The organism is Cytophagia bacterium CHB2 (assembly GCA_030263535.1).
Taxonomy (GTDB): domain Bacteria; phylum Zhuqueibacterota; class Zhuqueibacteria; order Zhuqueibacterales; family Zhuqueibacteraceae; genus Coneutiohabitans.
Genome location: SZPB01000522.1, coordinates 1 through 3,349, shown reverse-complemented (window position 1 = coordinate 3,349; position 3,349 = coordinate 1). Strand labels below are relative to the sequence as shown.

Here is a 3,349-nt window from a genome sequence, read left to right as displayed (position 1 = left end):
GTCATCTTTAACGTCGTAAACCAACCACGCCGCGCGCTTATAGTCGGAAAGATACAGCTTCTTCTCATCCGGTGAAAACGCAATGCCGTTCGGCGCGCCGAGTTCTTTGGTGAGTAGCGTGAGTTTGCCGTCCTTGCTCAACCGATACACGCCGCAGAAATCCAACTCGCGGCCGGGGTCGTCGAACGCCTTCGGCAACCCAAACGGCGGATCGGTGAAATACATGTCGCCGTTGGATTTGAAAACCACGTCATTCGGGCTGTTGAGGCGCTTGCCTTGATAACGGTCTACGAGTGTGGTTTTCGTGCCGTTCGTCTCGAGCCGCGAGATGCGCCGATCGCCGTGCTCGCAAAGCACCAGCCGGCCTTCGCGGTCGAACGTCAAGCCGTTGGAACCGGGTTCGACGCCGGCAAATGGTTCAGCGCCGGTGTAGCCGTTCGGTTTCAAAAACAAGCTCACGCCCTCTTGTACATCCCATTTCATCACGACATTGTTCGGGATGTCGGAAAAGAGCAGATACCCTTCGGCGCGATTCCACGCCGGGCCTTCAACCCATGAAAAGCCATCGACAATTTTTTCCAACACCGCGTCTTTCGGCACGAGGCGATCAAACGCGGGATCGAGACGGATGATCTTCGCGGGTTGCGTTTTGTAGTGCCCCGGCTGCGCTGCTAAATCGCGCACCGAGGAAGAGATGGCGATCATTGTCATCGCCATCCCAAGAATCGACAAAAGCTTTTTCATCTTCATTCTCCTTTTCATCGGCTCGACATCGAAGGCGTGATCGCCGGTGAGCCGGGAATATTCAGTCGCATCTTATACAACCCGCGGCGCGCGCAGAGATAGAGCGTTTGATTATCCTCCTCGCCCCACGCCATGTTGTGAATGTGCTGCGGCGCGTTGATCGTGCCGAGGTGCTTGCCCTCCGCGGAGATCACCCACAAACCGCCCGGGCCGGAAACATACAAGTTGTCGCGTTGATCCACTTTGATGCCGTCAATCGCATCTTCGCCTTTGGCGCCGGTCATGTCGAAAAAGACTTTGCCGTTCGACACCGTCGCGTCGGCATTCACTTCGAAGCGCATGACGACGATCTTTTTCTCATCGGCTTTGCCGTTGGTATAAAGACTCACGTCATACCAATTGCCCACGTACAAATATTTTTCATCCGGCGAAAGCGCGATGCCGTTAGGCCCGCTCATTTCGCTATTGAGCAATTGCAGTTTTCCTTTGTACAGCGAATACACGCCGCTGAACGGCAATTCCTTGCGCGGGTCTTTGTAGAACTTCGGAAAACCAAACGCCGGATCCGTAAAGAACAGCGCGCCATCCGAGCGATACACCAAATCGTTCGGGCTGTTGAGGTGCATGCCTTTGTAGCGATCCGCGAGCACCGTCAGTTTGCCGTCCTTCTCCAAACGCGAGACGCGATGATTGCCGTGCTCGTTGATCGTGAGGCGACCTTGCGCATCGAGGGCCAAACCGTTTGTGCCGGGCTGACCGTATTCGGCAATGTCCGCTCCGGCATAGCCACTCGGCGTGCGAAACACTTCGAGCTTGCCGGTGTTGTTACCGTCCGGCATGTATTTGTAAATGATATTGCTGTTCGGATCACTAAAGAGCAGGTATTTGCTCTCATGCAGCCAAACCGGGCCTTCGGTAAATTTGAAGCCTTCCGCCAATTTGAAAATTTTCGGATTCGGGCCGACAATCGCATCCAGCGCGGGATCGAGGCGCACGATGTCAACGTTCACTTCCGCGGGCGTAAGCGCGAGAGGAACCGCGGGCGCGTTTTTATAAAACTCCAACTTCGCATAGCGCACCCAAATAAAATTTGTCGGCGGATTCGAGAGCGGACCGTTCGCGCCAAACACCGCGAGCTGAATTTGCTGACCCGGTTGCACATTGCGCCCAACCACGAGTCGATTCGCCGCGTTCCAACCGTTGATCACAGAGCCGCCTTCCTGTCCGAGCGCGCGCGAAAGCTCGCCATTCACCCACACTTCGGCATAATCATCGAGCACGGTTTCAAACACGACGGTCGCACCGCTCGGATCAAAACTCTCGATGCGCTCAGGAATCGTGAGATTGATACGATACCAATTGAAGCACACGCGCCCGGTCGAGCGCCGCGCCGTGAGCATGGTGGGATCGAGCACTTGCCATTGCGCGTCATCGAACGCAACGCCGCCGGCATGCGGCACGATGTCGTAAGTCTTCACCGGGCCGCCCGTGGGTTGATTGTCCGGGCCCGGGCCTTTGAAATCAATCTCGATGATTTTGGTGTCGCTATAGCGCCATTCGCCTTTCACGAGTTGCGCGCCTTCTTTGCTCGCGAGATTGATCGTGGCCTCGGGCGGGCCTTTGGGCGTGTCCGCGCTCGTTTGCGCGAGAGCATCAGCTTTGATCAGGCTCAACAGCGCTAACGTAATGGCGCAAGAAAAAAAGATACGATAGCACATTATTCTCTCCATTTGCATAGTGGTTAGAGCAAACCGTTTTTTCTTTTGTCGCAGGAATCCAAGCCTGCTTACAGGCCCTCGCGTCGGTTGGGAAATAATTGTGGGAAGTCGGCTGTTGGTATCAATGCACCTCAAAATAATCCTTGGCCGTTTTTTTAAGAGGAGTCGTTGCCCTATGCCGGAACAGACCAAACTGTGGTACTTGAAGAACATCAACGTGCTCGAAGGCTTGCCGGAGCACAAGCTAAAGACGTTTGCGGCGCGCACCTCGATGAGCCACTTGCGCAAGAACGGCATCATCTATTTTCCCGAGACGCAGTCGAAGAACGTCTACTTTTTAAAATCGGGTCACGTGAAAATTGCGCGGCTCTCGCCGGAGGGGCGCGAAGCCATTCTCGATATCGTGGGGCCGGGAGAAAATTTCGGCCAGCTCGCGTTGGGCGAAGAAGAGGAAGAAGCCTATGTCGAGATCGCGGAGGCGCTGGACGACGTGCTGATCTGCGCCATGAGCAAAGAGGACTTCATGCAATTCCTCGAGAAAAATCCCGAGCTGAATCTGCGGATGCTCAAACTGATCGGATTGAAGCTGCGCAAAGTGGAGTCGCGGGTGGAAGACCTGATCTTCAAAAACGTGCGCGAGCGCATTCTCACTTTTCTGCTACGCTTTGCGGAAGCCTTTGGGAAGATCAAAGACCGGCAGATTTCCGTGCCCAAATTTCTTTCGCAGGATGAAATCGCCCACTTAACCGGCGCCAGCCGCCAAACCGTGGCGACGATTCTCAACGAGCTGCGCAAAGAAGGGTTGATCGACTTCACGACCAAATCGCTCACCATTCTCAAGCCGGAAAATTTTCGAACGGAGACCTGGTAGGTTTTGTTGAATAGGA

3 protein-coding genes are annotated in these 3,349 nt (G+C 54.8%); 1 reads left to right on the top strand and 2 read right to left on the bottom strand.

What is annotated here, in order from left to right:
• Both FBQ85_28330 and FBQ85_28325 read right to left on the bottom strand, forming a co-directional pair.
• Nucleotides 1-762 (bottom strand): SMP-30/gluconolactonase/LRE family protein (locus FBQ85_28330; GenBank protein ID MDL1879041.1); only part of this gene is annotated, 762 nt, incomplete at its 3' end.
• Nucleotides 759-2,144, bottom strand: a complete 1,386-nt coding sequence (locus FBQ85_28325) for an SMP-30/gluconolactonase/LRE family protein (protein MDL1879040.1) — start codon at nucleotides 2,142-2,144, stop codon at nucleotides 759-761. The genes FBQ85_28325 and FBQ85_28330, both read right to left, overlap by 4 nt.
• Nucleotides 2,145-2,586: 442 nt before the next feature.
• Here FBQ85_28325 and FBQ85_28320 point away from each other — a divergent pair, with 442 nt between their 5' ends.
• A complete protein-coding gene (locus tag FBQ85_28320; protein ID MDL1879039.1) occupies nucleotides 2,587-3,333 on the top strand; it encodes a Crp/Fnr family transcriptional regulator in 747 nt (248 codons plus the stop codon).
• Nucleotides 3,334-3,349: the final 16 nt, after the last annotated feature.